Source organism: Pseudomonas sp. X4 (assembly GCF_040784925.1).
GTDB classification, from domain to species: Bacteria; Pseudomonadota; Gammaproteobacteria; order Pseudomonadales; family Pseudomonadaceae; genus Aquipseudomonas; species Aquipseudomonas putida_Z.
The window spans coordinates 1,601,516-1,618,447 of record NZ_CP160798.1; the positions used below are offsets into that span (position 1 = coordinate 1,601,516).

The window sequence follows — 16,932 nt, forward strand, 5'->3', positions numbered from 1 at the left end:
GCCTCTTCGCGGGTGAACCCGCTCCCACAGGTTGAGTGCTAGACTTGAGCTCGGCGCGGTCCCTGTGGGAGCGGGTTTACCCGCGAAGAGGCCCGCACAGGCGACACAAAAACTCAGCCCAGCATCACCTTCAATGCCCGGCAATCGGCCGCATGCCAATCCACCAGCTCCGGCCACGGATTGTCCGGCAGGTTCACCAGCACCGTGCGCGCCCCTGCGGCCCGCCCACAGTCCAGGTCAAACCGGTAATCCCCCACCATCACCAGCTCACCCGGTGCCACACCCCAGGCATTGGCAATCTTCAGCAGCCCATCCGGGCTTGGCTTGGGCGCTGCTTCGTCACGCCCCAGAATGTGCTCCACCGGGAAGCAGTCCGCCAGGCCGATGGCCTCCAGCGTCACATGCGCCAACTCACGGGCATTGCGGGTCAGAATGCCCAGCCGGCAACCACGCTGGGCCAGTTCGCGCACCAGTTCCACCGCCCCGGTGGCCGCCGTGGAGGCAATCGCCAGGTCACGCTCGTGCCCCAGCAGCCAGGCATGCTTGGCCGCCGCCTCGTCCGCCGGCAAGGCTGCCAGGTGGGTGAGGATGTCGTGCTCGGCCGGGATATCCAGCGCCACGCGGATGGCAGCAAAATCGTGCACGGCCACGGTCAGGGTGCCGTCCATGTCGAACACCCAGTTGCGCACCTCGCCCAGGCTCATGCCCAGTCCTTGCGATGGCGAATCAGGCCTTCCTGGCACGACGACGCCACCAGTTGCCCGGCCTGGTTGAAGATGCTGCCGCGGCAGAAGCCACGGGCATTGCCCGCCCAGGGGCTGTCGGTGGCGTACAGCAGCCACTCGTCGGCACGCAGGTTGCCATGGAACCACAGCGAATGGTCGAGGCTGGCGATCTGCATGTCACGCTGCCACACCGATTTGCCATGGGGCAGCAACGCAGTGGTCAGCAGGCCGAAGTCCGAGGCGTAGGCCAGCATGTATTTGTGCAGGGCGGGGATATCGGGCAGGTTGCCGTCGGCGCGGAACCAGGCGTACTTCACCGGGTCGCCAGGCTGGGGGTTGAACGGGTCGCGCTCGGTGACCGGGCGGATCTCGATCGGCTTGGCGCACAGCACCTTGTCGCGAATGCGTTCGGGCAACTGGTCGGCCATGGCCCGGGCCAGCTCGACTTCAGTAGGCAGGTTCTCCGGGCCGACCACCTCGGGCATCTGTGCCTGATGCTCGAAACCGTCCTCGTCGTACTGGAACGAGGCGCTGCAGGTGAAGATCGGCTGGCCCTTCTGAATCGCCGTCACCCGCCGGGTGCTGAAGCTGCCGCCATCGCGCACGCGGTCCACCGAATACACCACCGGCAGGCTGGCATCGCCAGGGCGCAGGAAGTAGCCGTGCAACGAATGCACATGGCGTGCATCCTCGACCGTCTGGCTGGCCGCCGACAACGATTGGCCCAGTACCTGCCCGCCGTACAGCTGGCGGAAGCCCAGGTCCTGGCTGCGGCCACGGAACAGGTTCTCCTCGATGGACTCGAGGCTCAACAGGTCGACCAGGTCGTCCAACACATGACTCATCGGGGGGTCTCCTAGCAAGGCAAACAGGTCTCTACAGCACTCTTATGAAGGCAAATGATACAGGGTTTGTCATTCGCGCCGGGCATGGCCATGCATTCAGGCGCGCAGGGTACGCTCCCAGTTTGCGCGGTTGATGCGGTACAGCACATGCGGGCGCAGCGGATGGCCCACGGGCAGGCGGGGGTGTTCGAAACTGCCATTCAGGTCCTGCTGCATACCGATGGCCTGCATGACCTTCTGCGAGGGCAGGTTGCTCTCGCTGGTGAACGACACCACCTCCTCCAGGCGCAATTGGGCGAAAGCACAGCGCAGGCAAGTCCACGCCGCCTCGCTGGCGAAACCCAGGCCCCAATGGCGGCGTGCCAGGCGCCAGCCGATCTCCACCGCCGGCGCAAAATCGGCATCGAAGCCCACGTGCAGCAACCCGGTCATGCCGATGAAGGCACCGCTGTCCTTGCGCTCCAGGGCCCACAGGCCAAAGCCGTATTCATTGAAATGCCCGCGCACGCGGCCGATCAGCGCGGCTGCCTCCACGCGCGTCAGCGGCGCCGGGAAGTAGCGCATCACCTGCGGGTCGGCACACAGGGCGGCGAACTCACGCAGGTCGTCGTCGTGCCATTGGCGCAGCACCAGCCGCGCGCTTTCCAGTTGCAGGATAGGGGTCATCGGGCGTGCTCCGGTTTTACCGTCTTGCAGTTTACAGCGTAGGCGCGGGTGCAGGTTTCACCCAGCCGGCGCAGCCGAATGCAATTTTCACACGCCCTTCACCGCCCCCCGACAGGCATGTTGGCAGGATGCCAGCCAATACCGCCGCGCCAGCCGCGACCATGCCAACGGAGCAACGCATGCTATCGAGCAACACCCTGGGGCACCCAGCCATCCACGCCCGGCGCAAGCGACGCCTGACCCGCAAAGCCCTCGGTGCCGCCCTTGGCCTGTGCATGGTCGTGGCGGCGTTGAGCACCTGGCTGGCGACGAGGACGCACATCGTGGACCTTGGCAACGAACGACAATTGAGTGACAGCGGCCTGCTGCAGGACTGGGCCGACGGTGCGGTGATCGTGATGATCCGCCACGCCGAGCGCTGCGACAGCGTCCCCGGCCCGTGCCTGGACGACCCCACCGGCATCACCGTGGCCGGCAGCCAGGCTGCCGGACGTGTTGGCCAAGGGCTGCACCAGCTGGGCCTGAACAACGCCGATATGCTCAGCAGCCCGAAACTGCGCACACGGCAAACCGCGCATTTCATACTTGGCCAGGCGGTGGCCAGTGAGGACTGGCTGGAAAGCTGTGACAGCCAATTCGCCAGCGAAGCGCTGGCACACAAACGACCGGGGCATAACCTGGTGCTGGTGACCCACAACGGCTGCATCGACCATTTTGCCCGCCAGCAGAAAGTTGCGGGGGGCGAGCGTGAGAGCGGCTATGCCAGTGCGCTGTTCGTTTCGGTGGATGGCAATGGCAAGACGCGCATCCTCGGCCGCCTGAACGAGCCGGACTGGCAACGGGTGCTGGCCAGTACCACGAAACAGCACTGACGCCGCTCCGGCCTGCCAGGGCAACTGCCTTGCACTGCCTTTTCTGGCCTCATCGCCGGCAAGCCAGCTCCCACAGGTATCCCATAGCCTTTTCGCCTTGTGCAGTACCTGTGGGAGCTGGCTTGCCGGCGATTGGGCAGCAAAGCTGCCCCAGCCATGGCAAGATCAGCACTGGCCCCGATTGCGACCCCACCCATGCCGTTGCCGCTGATCTACCACGAAGACTACAGCCCAGAGTTCCCTGCCGAACACCGCTTCCCCATGGACAAGTTTCGCCTGCTGCACGACCACTTGATCGACAGCGGGCTGACCACCGACCAGGCCCTGCTGCGCCCGGACATCTGCCCCAACGACATCCTCGCCCTGGCCCACGACCGCAGCTACATCGAGCGCTACATGAACGGCGACCTGTCACGCGAGGACCAGCGCCGCCTCGGCCTGCCCTGGAGCGAGGCCCTGGCCCGGCGTACCGTGCGCGCCGTAGGCGGCTCGCTGCTGAGCGCCGAGATGGCGCTGCAGCACGGCATCGCCTGCCACCTTGCCGGCGGCACCCACCACGCCCATTACGACCACCCTGCCGGTTTCTGCATCTTCAACGACCTGGCCGTGATCAGCCGCTACCTGCTGGAGGCTGGCCGGGTACACCGGGTGCTGATCTTCGACTGCGATGTGCATCAGGGTGACGGCACCGCGCGCATCCTGCACGACACACCAGACGCCATCACCGTGTCGCTGCACTGCGAACAGAACTTCCCGGCGCGCAAGGCACAAAGCGATTGGGACATCCCCCTGCCCCGCGGCATGGGCGACATGGCCTACCTGAAGGTGGTGGACGACGCCCTCAACTACCTGCTGCCACTCTATCGACCCGACCTGGTGCTGTACGACGCCGGGGTCGATGTGCACAAGGACGACGCCCTGGGCTACCTGCAACTGACCGATGCAGGCGTTGCCGCCCGTGACGAAGCGGTGCTGCGCCACTGCCTGGGCCGCGACATCCCGGTGGTGGGCGTGATCGGCGGTGGCTACAGCAAGGACCGCACAGCCCTGGCCAGGCGCCATGGCATCCTTCATCACAGCGCAGCACGCGTCATCGGTTGTTCACAATGACTGTGGAACCGTTTGTGGATAACCTGCGGGAAAGGCGCTGCAGCCCTTTACAAGCAAGGCCTGCAAAGCTCTGATCATTTTTTGAGCAGTGCTTCCACAGGCCGCGCTGCGCTAGAATGCGCCTCTTTTCCACAGCCTGCTGCCCACCATGCCTGATCTGAGCCCCGCCTCCCCTCCCCTCGCTGTCGTCATCGGCGGCGGCCCAGCCGGCCTGATGGCCGCCGAAGCACTGGCCCAGGCGGGCCTGGCGGTCGAGGTGTTCGATGCCATGCCTTCGGTGGGCCGCAAGTTCCTGCTGGCGGGTGTCGGTGGCATGAACATCACCCATTCCGAGCCCTACCCGGCGTTCGTCAGCCGGTATGCCGAGCGCCAGGGCAAAATCGCCGCGCTGCTGCACGACTTCGATGCCGACGCCTTGCGCCAGTGGATTCACGGCCTGGGCATCGAAACCTTCGTAGGCACCTCGGGCCGGGTATTCCCCACCGACATGAAAGCGGCGCCACTGCTGCGCGCCTGGCTCAAGCGCCTGCGCGACAGCGGAGTAGTTATCCACACCCGTCACCGCTGGTTGGGCTGGAATGCCGAAGGTGCATTGCGGATTGCTTATCCACAAGGCGAGCGCCTGGTGAAGGCCGCCGTGGTGGTGCTGGCGCTGGGTGGCGGCAGCTGGGCGCGACTGGGCTCGGACGGTAGCTGGCAGCCGCTGCTGGCCGCACGGGCTGTGGATATCTCGCCCTTGCAGCCCAGCAACTGCGGTTTTGAAGTGGCAGGCTGGAGCGCGCTGCTCAAGGACAAGTTCGCCGGTGCGCCGTTGAAGAACATTGCCCTCAGCGTTCCCGGCAGCGCGCCGCGCAAGGGCGAGTTCATCCTCACCGCGCAGGGTGTGGAAGGCAGCCTGGTGTATGCATGGTCAGCGCCGGTGCGCGAGGCCATCAACCGTGAGGGCCACGGGGTGTTGCTGCTCGACCTGTTGCCGGACAAGCCTGTGGACAAGATTGCCCAGGCGCTGGCCAAGTCACGGGGTTCGCGCTCGATGGCCAAGCACCTGCACAGCCAGCTGGGTATCGATGGGGTCAAGGCTGCGCTGCTGCGCGAGCTGACCGATCAGGCGACCTTTGCCGACCCTGGTGCCTTGGCGAGGGCGATCAAGGCATTGCCGATCACGCTGGTGCGCACGCGGCCACTGGATGAGGCGATCAGCAGCGCAGGCGGGGTGCGTTTCGAGGGGCTGGATGAGGGCTTGATGGTCAAGGGCATGCCGGGGGTGTTCTGTGCCGGCGAGATGCTGGACTGGGAGGCGCCGACTGGGGGGTATCTGCTGACAGCGTGCTTTGCCAGCGGCTTGCGCGCCGGGCGGGCGGCGGCGGATTGGCTCAAATCCAAAGGCTGACACTGTCCCCTGTGGGAGCGGGTTTACCCGCGAACACGGGCGAAGCCCGTGCCATGCACCGAGTTGCATTCTTCGCGGGTAAACCCGCTCCCACAGAGTCCGCGTACACTGCAAATCTACGGCTTACGCTTGCGCGCCCCACCATTGAAGCTCGGCACCTTGCGCACCGCCTTCACCGCCGGCTCCGCACTGCTTGATTCAGCACTGTCCATCCAACGCCCCAACCCGCGCTTGGCGCTGTTTTCCTTCGGCTTCTTGGGCTTCTTCGGCTTCTTGATCACCTGGCCACTGGCGTCGGTCATCGGCACCCGGTGGTCAGGGATGAAGTCAGGCTCTTCATGACGCGGCAGGGTCTGCCGGGTCAGCACTTCGATTGCCGCCAGCAGCTGCACTTCATCCGCACACACCAGCGAGATCGCCTCGCCCTTGTTGCCCGCCCGCCCGGTACGCCCAATGCGGTGCACGTAATCCTCGGCAACGATCGGCAGGTCAAGGTTGACCACCAGCGGCAAGTCGTCGATATCCAGGCCGCGGGCCGCCACATCGGTCGCCACCAGCACCTGGATTTCGCGGGCCTTGAAGCTGTCCAGCGCGCGCTGGCGGGTGGCTTGCGGGCGGTCACCGTGGATACCGTCGGCATTCACACCCTCGGCCAGCAAGCGCTCCACCAGTTGATCGACGCCATTGCGGGTCTTGGCGAACACCAACACCTGCTTCCAGCGCTGCTTGCGCAGCAGGTGGCAGAACAGGTCGACCTTGCGTTTTTTATCCACAGGCACCAGCCACTGTTTGACGCTGGTGGCCGTGGCATTGCGCGGGCTGACTTCGATGCTCAGCGGGTCGTTCAGGGCCAGCCCCGCCAGCATGCGGATCTGGTCGGAGAAAGTGGCGGAGAACAACAACGTCTGGCGCTTGCGTGGCAGCGCGGCGTACACCGACTGCAGCTCTTCGGCAAAGCCCAGGTCGAGCATGCGGTCGGCTTCGTCCAGCACCAGGGTCTGCACCTGGTTGAACTTCACGGCATTCTGCCGGAACAGGTCGAGCAAGCGCCCCGGGGTGGCCACCAGCAGGTCGACACCACGGCGCAGGCGCATCATCTGCGGGTTGATGCTGACCCCGCCATACACCGCGTAGGTGCTCAGCGGCAGGTTCTCGGCATACTCGCGCACGTTGTTGTGCACCTGCTCGGCCAGCTCACGGGTGGGCACCAGCACCAGCGCGCGGATCGAGTTGCTGGCCACCTTCTCGCCTTCCAGCGCCAGGCGCTGCAGAACAGGCAGGGCAAAGCCCGCGGTCTTGCCGGTGCCGGTCTGGGCCGCGGCCATCAGGTCGCGGCCGGCCAGCACGGCGGGGATGGCCTTGGCCTGCACCGGGGTCGGGGTGGTGTAGTCCAGTTGCTGCAGGGTGCGCAGCAGCGGTTCGATCAGGCCGAGTTTGGCGAAATTCATGGCAATACCGTCAGGGGGTTCAGCGAAGGCGGCAAGTTTACCGCATCACCCCTGCCTACTTGCAGATTTCGCCTTTCAACGGCTGCGCCGGCTCAGGTGCCTTGCGCCACTGCGGCAGGCCGATCAGCACCACCGCGCCGATGATCACCGCCATGGCCACACATTCTTCGGCACCGATCTGCTCACCGGCAAAGACGATGCCCAGCAGCACGGCCACCGCCGGGTTGACGTAGGCATAGCTGGTGGCAGCTGCCGGGCGCACATGCTTGAGCAAGTACATGTAGGCACTGAACGCCAGGATCGAACCGAAGAACACCAGGTAGGCCAGTGCCCCCCAGCCGGCAGCGGTCGGCATCTGCGTCATGCGCTCGCCAGACAGCGCGCTGCCGAGCAACAGCACGGCACCACCAACCAGCATTTCCGCGGCGCTGGCCATGGGCCCCTGGGGCAGCGGCAAGGTCTTGCTCCACACCGAGCCGAATGCCCACGACGCTGCCGCAAAAATGATCAGCGCCGCGCCAATCGGGCTTGCCTGCAGGTTGGAGCCCAGGTTCAGCAGGCCGATACCCGCCAGCCCGAGGGCGATCCCCGCCCACTCCAGCTTCGAATTGCGGTGCCCGAACAGCAGGCCGAACAGCAAGGTGAACAGCGGCACCGTCGCCACCGCCAGCGCCGCCACGCCCGAGGCCACACCGGCATGCTCGGCCACGGTCACACCACCGTTGCCACAGCTGAGCAGCAGGAAACCGATCGCCCCCGCAGCCCGCCACTGCGGCCAGGTCGGTGCCGGCACACCGCGCCAGCGCAAGAAGCCATACAGCAGGCCCCCGGCAATCAGGAAGCGCACCCCGGCCATGAGCATCGGTGGCCAGCTCTCGACGCCTATGCGAATGAACAGGTAGGTGGAGCCCCAAACCAGGTACAAGGCCAGGAAAGCGCCAATGAGCAACAACGGGAAGCGACGGGAGGCAGGCATGGGAAACACTCGAAATCCGTTTACGGGTGGCTTAGTTTAGAAAGGCCACCGTGTAAACTTAAGTTACAAAACAGCTTTAAATCACCCGAACACTTTGCATTGCATGGTTATTCGGATGCTTTTCAATCGAATCGAAACCAGGCAGGAATAACCCATGGACAAGTATGACCGCATGCTGCTCGCCGCCCTGCTCGACAATGGCCGCGCCACCTTCGCCCAACTGGCGCGCCAGGTGAACCTGTCGGCGCCGGCGGTGGCCGAGCGGGTGGCCAAGCTCGAGGCCAGCGGGGTTATCACCGGCTACCAGGCCAAGGTCGACATGAGCAAGATCGGCCTGCCGATCCAGTGCGTGATCGAACTGCGCCTGGCCAGCCACGGCAACCAGCAGGCCTACGAAGCGTTGACCCAGATTCCCCAGTTGACCGAATGCCACCGGGTAACCGGCGACCCCTGCGTCATCATGCAGGCAGCGGTGGGTTCGATGCCGGAGCTGGAAGAACTGATCAACCGGGTCGCGCAGTTCGGCTTCAGCAAGACCTCGATCATTCTCTCCAGCGCTGTGGAGCGGCGGGTGCCGCTGGCGCAACTGGAGAAGAAGCCCTAACAGTACCTGGCCAGAGCTTCACGAACCTTGGCGGCCGGGGTTTTCTGCAGGCGGCAGAGCAGGTCGTGCGAAAGCTGCTGTACACCGTGGCTCTGGCGCAGCACGCCAGCCAGATGTTGCAGCAGGTTGGCGGCCATTTCGGCATCGGCCATGGCACGGTGCGCGGTACCGGTATCCGGCAGCCCGACCCAGCGGGTCAAGGTGCCCAGCTTGTGGTTCGGTGCCGCCGGCAACAGGCGCCGTGACAGCAGCAAGGAGCAGGCGAAGGCCTGGCTGCGGCTACGGCCGATGCGGCCCAGTTCGTAGTCCCAGAACTTCTGGTCGAAGGCGGCATTGTGTGCCAGCAGCGGGGTACCACCAACGAACTCGGCCACTTCGTTCATCACCTTGTCCACCGGCGGCGCACTGCGCAACATGGCGGTGGTGATGCCAGTGAGCCCGGCGACGAAGGCCGGTACCGGCACGCCCGCGTTCATCAGGCTCTGATAGCGCTCGACGATGCGCCCGCCCTCCAGCATCACCACCGCCACCTCAGTGGCGCGGCAGCCGGCGCCGGGGCTGATGCCGGTGGTTTCAAAGTCGATGACAGCGATACGTTCCATGAAAAATCTCAGTGTTTTAGCAACAGCGCACCCTCGATGGGCACATAACGGGTGGCGGCACGGATCAGCGATAGTGCGGTAAGCCCGGGCACACCATACACCACTGCCTCGGTGCCATGGCGCTGTATCACCCGCTCCAGCAGCAGGTCGAAATCACCATCGCCGGAGGCCAGTACCACTTGGTCGACGCGGCTGGCGGCGTCGATCACATCCAGGGTGATACCCACATCCCAGTCGCCTTTGGCCGAGCCATCGCTGCGCTGGATGAAGGGCTTGAGGCGCACATCGAAACCGAGATTGCGCAGGATCTGCTGGAACTGCTGCTGCTTGCTGTCGCCACGGTCGATGGCATAGGCCACGGCCTCGACGATCTGGCCTTCGCGGCTGACATCGGTCCACAGGGCGGTGTAGTTGAAGTGGCAGCCGTGGGCCTGGCGCACGGTGTAGTAGAGGTTCTGCACATCGGCGAACAGCGCGATCTTTTTCACCTTGGAACCCCTTGGTCGGCCTGGAATGCTGGGGGCTGCCTTGCAGCCCTTTCGCGACACAAGGCCGCTCCTACAGGGGTTCGCGTACCCTTGCAGGAGCGGCCTTGCGTCGCGAAAGGGGCGCAAAGCGCCCCCAAAATTGCCAGCAGTATGCCAGACCTGTCAGACGTACGAATCGTCGTCCGAGAAGAACCCACCATCATCGCTGCCATAATCGCTGTCGGCATAACCACCCTGGTCGCTGCCCCAACCACTGTTGTCAGCCACCTGCTGCTGCGCCCCCGAGTCGTTCCAGCCACCGCTGTCGCTGGCCGGTGCCGGCTCTTCCTTGATCACCTCTACCACCTCCTCCGGCTGCGAGTTGTGGTTGAACAGGCTGCTGATGCCCTGCGCCAGCAACACACCACCCGCCACACCGGCCGCAGTCTGCATCGCACCGCCGAGGAAGCTGCTGGCACCACTGCGTGCCGGTGCAGCGCCAAAGCCAGGCTGCTGCCCTTGTGGCTGGGAAAAGCCCGGCGCCGAGGGCTCCCGCCAGCCCCCGCCAGATGCCACGGGGGCTGCAGCGGGACGCTGCGGTTGCACGGCCGGGGCCGCATTGCGCCGAGACGAACCAAAGATACTGGACAGGAAACCACCACCGCCATTGCTCGGCGCGCTGCCGGCACGGGCGGCCTCGGCCTGGGCACGGGCCTGCTTCAGTTCGGCTTCCAGTTGCTTGTTCTGCTCGTCGAGGCGCTTGATCGCTGCCTCCTGCACCAGGATCGCCTGGGCCATGTAATAAGGCGCCGCCGGCTGCTGGCGCACATGCTCCTCGATGCATGCCTGGGCCTGCGCATCACGTGGCTGGCTCGGGTCCTCGGCTTGCTTGAGGCGGCCGAACAGGCCGTCGATCAGGGTTTGTTCTTCAGTATTCATGGGGCGACCTCGTGGGGTAGCGGACAACGGACAGCGTCAAAGATGGGGCGTACAGGCGTGGGATTCAATCACCGGCGGCGTGAAACTTTTTTCAGCAAGTGACAGCCCCAGGCCTGCTTTGGGCTAAAGTTATGCCCCTGTTTTTACTGCCATGCGATGTAGACCGATGAACCCGCTGAGCGTCCTGCGCGACTCCCTGTACTTCTTCCGCCGCCACCTGCCGAACATCCTCCAGCTGTGCCTGCCGCTGGTGGTGCTGGAAGCCTTGCTCACCCAGCTGGTGTACCGGCAGATGGGCGACCAGGCATCGCCGGCCTACGGCATGCTGATCAGCCTGCTGTTCTACCCGCTGTACAGCGCCGCGCTGATCCTGTACCTCGACACCCGCAGCAACGGCCAGGAAATCGCCAAGCGCGACCTGTTCGCCCGCGCCCTGCAACTGTGGCCGCAGCTGGCCCTGCTGATCCTGATCAGCTCGCTGCTGATCATGGCCGGCCTGGCGCTGTTCATCTTCCCGGGCGTGTGGATCATGATCAACCTGGTGTTCGCCGAGTACCTGCTGGTATTGCGCGGCCGGCCGGTGGTGCAGTCGATGCGCGACAGCGCAAGCATGACCACTGGGCACTTCATGCGCATCATGATCTGCGTGCTGGGTGTGCTGGCACCGATCTGGCTGATCGACGGGCTATTGCTGATGACTTTTCCCGAACCCTCAGCGGGTGCCGAACTGGCCATGGACAGCCTGAGCGGCTTCCTGCAGCTGTTCAGTACCGTGGTGCTGTATCGCCTGTTCATGCTGCTGGAAGGTGAAGCCGGGGCTTGAGGCGTCTGGGAAAATCTTCATTCTGCTCGCACGCCCGACGGTGGCATTAGTGTAAACACACCTTCAATGCCATTAGAGGAAAACGTCATGGAGCAAACAATCAGTACTCAATATGCCGAATCGTTTCGAGGCCGGCTTTTAATGCGCCTCGACGGTGGTTACGCCAATACTCGGCTTAGTCGTAGTGGCGACAAAACCGATGATAGTTTCTTTGATTTCTCCCCTGGGGATGACTGGTTAATATTGGGCGGACGCACGCTGCCGCCACTGTTGGAGTTCCGTTATATCTCCAAAACCGAAGATCGCCTGCATTATCACATCCACCTTTGGGGACAACCAGACAAGAAGTTGGGTGTCAGCCGCAATGGCTACCTCGGCTTCTACAAGTATGCCGAAGTCACCGATTACTGGATGATCGAGCCACTGCACCTGCTCAATGGATCTCTCATCTGTCATCTGCGAGACCAAAGCGGGCAGAGCGTGGGCGCCATTGACTACAAACGAGACGAGTACCAAGAAACGTTAGCCCCGCTGAATGTCAAGAAAGGTCAGATCGTCACCTTCGACCTGACGAAATATTAATTCATAGGGAGCACTTCGATGAAGCGCACATCTATTGGCGCTTCTTAGCCTTCACAAATTTTTTTTGGCCGAATTACATGATTCATGAGGATAGCCAGATCTCTAACCCTCTGAACAAGGCAACCGATCTGGCTACCGCCCTGCGTCACATTCAGGTGCCACGCGGCTTCGCCCGCGCGGTCGCATCGGCCACCAAAGGGTCATCCGGCCAATAGTGCTTGGGATAACGCCCTTTCAAATCCTTCTTAACCTCGGCATACGTCGTGCGCCAGAAGTTGGCCAGATCCTGGGTCACTTGTACCGGCCGCCGTGCCGGTGACAACAAATGCAACTTCACTTGCTGACGGCCTTGGGCAATACGCGGAGTATCGGCAAGGCCGAAGAGTTCCTGCAGACGCACGGCGAGAATCGGTGGGTTTTCACTGTAGTCCAGGCGAATGTTCGAGCCGGAGGGCACCGCCAGATGCGCCGGTGCCCATTCGTCCAGGCGCTGAGGCAATGGCCAAGGCAGCAGATTGCGCAAGATCGAGGACACATCCAGGGCGGCGAAATGGCTCAGCCGCGAGACCTTGCCCAAGTATGGCTGCAGCCAGTCTTCCAGGGTCGCCAGCAGCGCTTCGTCCCCCAGGTCAGGCCATTCGCTTTGCCCCTCTTTGTCCAGATCAAGCTGACGTAACAGCGCCACCCGTGCTTGCCATTGGCGAAGTTCCGGGGTCCAGGTAAACACGTTCAGGCCCTTGCGCCGCACCAGGCCAAGCAACGCTTTGGCGCGGGCATCGTCATCCAGGTTGGGTAACGGTTCACGCCCCAGCACCAGCTCGCCGACCTTGGTCTGGCGTTCGGCACGCAGCACCTGCTCGCGTTCGTCCCAGTCGAGGATATCGACGCGCTCGACCTGCTCGGCCAGCACGCCCTCGAGCAGCGCCGGATCGAATTCGGCAGCCAGATAGATGCGCTCTTCGCGCTGGCCCTGGCGGCTGCCCAGGTCGGCGATCACCAGCCACGGGCACTTCATCAGTGCATCGACTTCGGCAAACAGGGCCGCACGGCCGTTGGCCAGCCGGTATTCCGCACCGCCCTCGCGGCGCTGCTGGGCGACGCGGTCGGGGTAGGCCAGCGCCAGCAGCGCGCCCAGCCAGCGCGGGTGATCGGGGTCCGCAACCGGCGCGCCTGGTTTGCCACGCAGCAGGCCACGGTACTGGCGAGCCAGTTGGCGCGCACGCTGCACACCGCCGTGGCTGCCACGAGCAGCTTTGCTTTCGCCACTGACCAGCGCCAGCCGGCTGTGCAAATCGGCACCACCGCCGCGCTGGATATCCCGCTCGCCCAGCAGCGCAGCCACATCACAGGCCATCTGTGCCAGGCCCAGGTCCTGGCCGCGCAACAGCAGATGCGCGATACGCGGATGCGCCGGCAACTCGGCCATGGCCTGGCCGTGTTCGCTGAGGTTGTCGCGGCTGCCGGGCTTGAAGGCGTTGAGCCGCGCCAGCAGGTCCTGGGCCTGGGCGAAGGCGGCCGTGGGAGGCTGGTCGAGCCAGCGCAACTGCTCGGGCGTCACACCCCAGCGCGCCAGTTGCAGGGCCAGGCCGGCCAGGTCGGCCTGCATGATCTCGGCGCTGCCGTGGGCGGCCAGCTGGTCATGCTGGGCCTCGGACCACAGGCGATAGCACACGCCGGGCTCCAGGCGGCCGGCACGGCCAGCGCGCTGAGTGGCACTGGCGCGAGAGATGCGTTGGGTGTCCAGACGAGTCATGCCGCTGCCGGGGTCGAAACGCGGTACCCGGGCCAAGCCTGCGTCGATCACCACGCGCACGCCGTCGATGGTCAGGCTGGTCTCGGCGATGTTGGTGGCCAGCACCACTTTGCGCAGGCCCTTGGGCGCGGGGTCGATGGCCGCACGCTGGGCGTCGAGATCGAGCTCGCCATGCAGCGGGCAAAGCAGGACCTCGGGGCGCTCGCCCAGCGCTTCCTGCAGGCTCTGGTGTACCCGGCGGATCTCGGCTTGACCTGGCAGGAATACCAGCAAACTGCCGGTCTGGTCAGCCAGTGCCTGCAACACGCTGTCCACTACCCGAGGCTCGATGAACTCACCCGGCTGGAAAGGCCGCCCCCAACGGATGTCGACGGGGTGCATGCGGCCTTCGCTGCTGACCACCGGGGCATCATCCAGCAGCCGCGAAAGGCGCTCGCCCTCCAGGGTCGCGGACATCAGCAAAACCTTCAGCGGCGGATCGTCCCGCAGCAACTCCCGGCCGTTCAGGCTCAATGCCAGGGCCAGGTCGGCATCAAGGCTGCGCTCCACGATTTCCCCATAATCCCTTCTCTTGTCAAACCAGCAACCCCTTCTATTCTAGGATCAATAGACCGATCTAGAGGCATTTTTAGCATGACAGTCATCAAATACCCGATGTCACTGATCAATTACCCGCTCCAGTGGGTATCAGAGGACGCGGTAGCGCTTGTCGAAGCCCGGATGATCCAAGGAAACGCTTCCAATAGCCAGGCGCTACGTTTGATGGAATGTGTCGCGCACGTGGCGGAGATACCGTTAGGTGCGACCTGCCTTACGGATGGTTCGATGGCGAAGGTGGTGGGGCTACTCGTGGAAGCGCTTCAGGACAGAAGCCTGGTAGACCTGGGGCCGCTGGTACGCAGCAGGTACATCGCGAAATTCCAATCGATTCTCGTGCCAGAAGCGAGCAACAACATGTCGTACAAGGTCGAAGATCATCCTGACGATGATTCAGTCCGCGTAACACAGAGCTGGCAGCAGATGGCCGGTGGTTGCTCCAAACACACCATGCGCTACTGGAACGGCTGGCCCATGTTCAGCCGCAAGCGTGATGTGAAGTACTTGAGCATCCAGCCAATCTGGATCTCCCACGGCAGTGAGTTCGCAGAGGCGGTGTACGGTGCACTGCACAGTTACTACCTGAAACAAGCGAGACCCGCCATCGCGGTGCACAACAAGATCTTCAACCACATCCACCAGCATCGCGATCGATGGCCGGTGGAGGCATTTCAAGACCCCATGCTGGTAGATGAGCTCTTCAAGGAAGTGATGAGCGAAACGTTCCTCGACCTATACGATCGCGCGCTTAATACGGACACGTATGGCCGACTCTGGAACACGAGCATGCTGAGTTTTGAGAACTCGCTCATTGCACGGGAAATCTGGGCGGCCCCACATGAAGGCCTGCCAAGAGCACCTACGAACGGTGGCAATGAACAACACTGGCACCGAATGGGGAAAGACGGAAGAGCGTTTATTGGTAAGACGATCACACGCATTCCAATTGAAGTGAATGACCAACAGGCCATGAAGATCCTGTTCACGGATGTGCAGTCCGACCTTAAGACGGTGCTGGATTGGGCGCAAGACCAAGCTAATGAATTGAGAAGACGATCAGTGATGCGTCGATATGTTGGCACGAGATCAGACATCGACAAGCTGTTGCTTACGCATGCCCCTGACTATGTGGCTAACTGTCGAAAATTTGAGGCTGATGGCTTCAATAGCAATAAGAATTACATCAACTCCAGATATGGAGCAGATTATAAAACTCAGTTATCTCATGACTGGGGAATGCCAATCAGCCATAGCCTCTTCCCCTTTCAGCTGCTCATTGTGAACCAGCAACCTGCTATCACCCCGACATTTTTATACGACGTGGTACTGTTTAAGCCCAATGGCGACCCGTACGGATTCAGATGCATCGACGGCGTTTACTACCTGACCAGTCGAAAAGACCGTATGGGCCCCGATAAGTCGGAGCAAAGCCTTCCGCTCACTCCAGTAGCGGCCAAGCTGGTCATGCAGGTGATCCGGATCACACAACCACTTCGTGAGCGGCTAAAGAAAGACGGTAAAGACGCCTGGCGGTACTTGTTTCTCACCTGCGGGAACGCCCTCCACACGCCCAGGAAAGCCAAACCCACACATCTGAACAAAGGCAAGCTCTCCACATCAAACGGTCAGAAGACGCTTGCTAATTTTTCGCGGTTCACTACCAAGCGAGATGAAGATCTTGTCGATTTTGTGAGCAGTGTAAGCCTTGCCAGCGTCAGGGCCACAGTTGGTCTGAATGTATACATTCAGACTGGTAGTGTCACGAAGATGGCCAAGGCCCTCGGTCACACATCTCGCTCAGTAACGCTGGGACATTACCTTCCAAAGGCAATTCTTGATTTCTTTGAAGTCAGATGGGTACGTGTATTCCAACGAAACATGATCTGCTTAGCTATGGAAAATAGCCCGTATTTGTTTAAAGCAAGTAGCTATACAAGCATGGAGGAACTGGACACGTTCTTGACGAACCACGCGCTCAACGAAGTTCCATACCACATGCAAGATCCTGAGCGGAAACAATCGGCAAATAAACTCCCGGATACGGTATACATCCACGTAAGCGTTGGCATTCTTACGATACTGCTATCTATCGAAAAGGCTGTCGACTTGGCTAAACACAGCCCTGATGGCTCGACGAAGACCATCAATGGTTATGCTGCTTACTGGTCTCGGTTCGCGCGCGCTCTTGTGAGTGACATAACCAGAGGTAAAGACCGGGTACTGCATGGCTACCTGGAGACTGCACAAAAACACGCAAGCGTGGAGTTGGCGCAGGAGTTCATTTATGAGGCCGCATAGGGCGATTCCAGAGAAGCTCTCTTTCTTGAAGATGCTAAAGAAGCCCTTATCTGAGGCGTACCGTACTGCGCCTTGGCTACTCAATGACTTTGACCAGAACGTATGGCAGGTCAGTTTCGGTTATAAGGTTCCTAGGCATCTTGAGTGGTGCGTCGAACTATACGACGGCTCTGTCCTCACGGAGCCTCGGCATGCAGGGCTTCTAACCAGTTTTAAACATTTCATTATGGTAGCT

The 16,932-nt window shown here is 62.5% G+C and carries 15 protein-coding genes and 1 pseudogene; 7 read left to right on the plus strand and 9 right to left on the minus strand.

What is annotated here, in order from left to right:
- Window positions 1-113: 113 nt before the first annotated feature.
- From ABX298_RS07015 to ABX298_RS07025, 3 genes are all read right to left on the minus strand, one after another.
- Complete coding sequence (locus ABX298_RS07015; protein ID WP_367394212.1) at window positions 114-704, minus strand: HAD family hydrolase; 591 nt, start codon at window positions 702-704, stop codon at window positions 114-116.
- The gene (tesB, locus tag ABX298_RS07020; RefSeq protein WP_075046449.1) at window positions 701-1,570 is read right to left on the minus strand and encodes an acyl-CoA thioesterase II; all 870 of its coding nucleotides are present in this window, start codon (window positions 1,568-1,570) and stop codon (window positions 701-703) included. The genes ABX298_RS07015 and tesB overlap by 4 nt, the downstream gene beginning before the upstream one ends.
- A 96-nt stretch (window positions 1,571-1,666) precedes the next feature.
- The gene (locus ABX298_RS07025; protein ID WP_367394213.1) at window positions 1,667-2,236 is read right to left on the minus strand and encodes a GNAT family N-acetyltransferase; all 570 of its coding nucleotides are present in this window, start codon (window positions 2,234-2,236) and stop codon (window positions 1,667-1,669) included.
- A gap of 179 nt (window positions 2,237-2,415) precedes the next feature.
- On the opposite strand from ABX298_RS07025, the gene ABX298_RS07030 reads away from it, so the two are divergent.
- The 3 genes from ABX298_RS07030 (at window position 2,416) to ABX298_RS07040 (ending at window position 5,608) form a co-directional block, all read left to right on the plus strand.
- On the plus strand, window positions 2,416-3,108 hold the full coding sequence (locus ABX298_RS07030) for a histidine phosphatase family protein (RefSeq protein ID WP_075046450.1): 693 nt from the start codon (window positions 2,416-2,418) through the stop codon (window positions 3,106-3,108).
- 195 nt (window positions 3,109-3,303) lie between these two features.
- Window positions 3,304-4,218, plus strand: coding sequence for a histone deacetylase (locus ABX298_RS07035; RefSeq protein ID WP_075046451.1), 915 nt, complete (start codon window positions 3,304-3,306; stop codon window positions 4,216-4,218).
- A gap of 148 nt (window positions 4,219-4,366) precedes the next feature.
- A complete protein-coding gene (locus tag ABX298_RS07040; protein WP_075046452.1) occupies window positions 4,367-5,608 on the plus strand; it encodes a TIGR03862 family flavoprotein in 1,242 nt (413 codons plus the stop codon).
- Window positions 5,609-5,724: 116 nt separating this feature from the next.
- Here the strand turns inward: ABX298_RS07040 and ABX298_RS07045 are convergent, their stop codons facing one another.
- Together ABX298_RS07045 and yedA are read right to left on the minus strand one after the other, a co-directional pair.
- A complete protein-coding gene (locus tag ABX298_RS07045) occupies window positions 5,725-7,056 on the minus strand; it encodes a DEAD/DEAH box helicase (protein ID WP_075046453.1) in 1,332 nt (443 codons plus the stop codon).
- Window positions 7,057-7,111: 55 nt separating this feature from the next.
- Window positions 7,112-8,032 (minus strand): drug/metabolite exporter YedA, encoded by a 921-nt coding sequence (gene yedA, locus ABX298_RS07050; protein WP_367394214.1) that lies wholly within the window; start codon window positions 8,030-8,032, stop codon window positions 7,112-7,114.
- 154 nt (window positions 8,033-8,186) lie between these two features.
- On the opposite strand from yedA, the gene ABX298_RS07055 reads away from it, so the two are divergent.
- Window positions 8,187-8,636 carry an Lrp/AsnC family transcriptional regulator gene (locus ABX298_RS07055; RefSeq protein WP_015271918.1) on the plus strand — a complete coding sequence of 150 codons (450 nt, stop codon included), beginning with the start codon at window positions 8,187-8,189 and terminating at the stop codon, window positions 8,634-8,636.
- On the opposite strand, the gene ABX298_RS07060 is transcribed toward ABX298_RS07055, so the two are convergent.
- From ABX298_RS07060 to ABX298_RS07070, 3 genes are all read right to left on the minus strand, one after another.
- Window positions 8,633-9,238 (minus strand): PolC-type DNA polymerase III, encoded by a 606-nt coding sequence (locus ABX298_RS07060; RefSeq protein WP_085617959.1) that lies wholly within the window; start codon window positions 9,236-9,238, stop codon window positions 8,633-8,635. The genes ABX298_RS07055 and ABX298_RS07060 overlap by 4 nt on opposite strands.
- Window positions 9,239-9,246: 8 nt before the next feature.
- Window positions 9,247-9,726, minus strand: a complete 480-nt coding sequence (locus tag ABX298_RS07065) for an NYN domain-containing protein (RefSeq protein WP_075046455.1) — start codon at window positions 9,724-9,726, stop codon at window positions 9,247-9,249.
- A gap of 162 nt (window positions 9,727-9,888) precedes the next feature.
- The gene (locus tag ABX298_RS07070) at window positions 9,889-10,644 is read right to left on the minus strand and encodes a DUF2076 domain-containing protein (RefSeq protein ID WP_367394215.1); all 756 of its coding nucleotides are present in this window, start codon (window positions 10,642-10,644) and stop codon (window positions 9,889-9,891) included.
- Window positions 10,645-10,810: 166 nt separating this feature from the next.
- Here ABX298_RS07070 and ABX298_RS07075 point away from each other — a divergent pair, with 166 nt between their 5' ends.
- Both ABX298_RS07075 and ABX298_RS07080 read left to right on the plus strand, forming a co-directional pair.
- Complete coding sequence (locus ABX298_RS07075; RefSeq protein WP_367394216.1) at window positions 10,811-11,467, plus strand: YciC family protein; 657 nt, start codon at window positions 10,811-10,813, stop codon at window positions 11,465-11,467.
- An 87-nt stretch (window positions 11,468-11,554) separates the two neighbouring features.
- A complete protein-coding gene (locus tag ABX298_RS07080) occupies window positions 11,555-12,049 on the plus strand; it encodes a hypothetical protein (RefSeq protein WP_075046458.1) in 495 nt (164 codons plus the stop codon).
- 151 nt (window positions 12,050-12,200) lie between these two features.
- On the opposite strand, the pseudogene hrpB reads toward ABX298_RS07080, so the two are convergent.
- Window positions 12,201-14,348: pseudogene (gene hrpB / locus ABX298_RS07085) on the minus strand (ATP-dependent helicase HrpB); the annotation flags it as partial.
- A gap of 87 nt (window positions 14,349-14,435) precedes the next feature.
- Here hrpB and ABX298_RS07090 point away from each other — a divergent pair.
- Window positions 14,436-16,697 (plus strand): hypothetical protein, encoded by a 2,262-nt coding sequence (locus ABX298_RS07090; protein ID WP_367394217.1) that lies wholly within the window; start codon window positions 14,436-14,438, stop codon window positions 16,695-16,697.
- Window positions 16,698-16,932: the final 235 nt, after the last annotated feature.